The sequence below is a fragment of the Psychrobacter sp. CAL346-MNA-CIBAN-0220 genome (assembly GCF_040309805.1).
Classification (GTDB): domain Bacteria; phylum Pseudomonadota; class Gammaproteobacteria; order Pseudomonadales; family Moraxellaceae; genus Psychrobacter.
In genome coordinates this window covers 1-255 of the sequence record NZ_JBEOPF010000497.1, presented here as the reverse complement: position 1 = coordinate 255, position 255 = coordinate 1, and the positions used below count along the sequence as shown (strand labels likewise).

Annotated in this window: 1 protein-coding gene; it reads left to right on the top strand. The window is 43.9% G+C overall.

Annotated elements, in window-relative coordinates:
* Positions 1-69: 69 nt before the first annotated feature.
* On the top strand, positions 70-255 hold a 186-nt coding region (locus tag AAEY88_RS14525), incomplete at its 3' end, for a hypothetical protein (RefSeq protein ID WP_350563525.1).

The following is a 255-nucleotide window of genomic DNA, read 5'->3' as shown; positions in this document are numbered from 1 at the left end:
GGATTAGCCATGCCTTAAATCTTTATTAAGCCACGGCTTTAATTGCATCGGTTTTGAGAGGGATATTGTATGAAACTAGCTTCATTATGGTTTATCGCGACAACATTGCTATTGAGTGCCTGCGCGCATAATACCGCGGGCATCGCAGTGGATTCTGCGGGGCAAGTGAGGGTTGATAACTCATCGTTTGCTAATGAGGTCGCTGTGGTGGATATTTCAGCTATTATGATCGCTGATTTAATTAAAGCTTCAGCC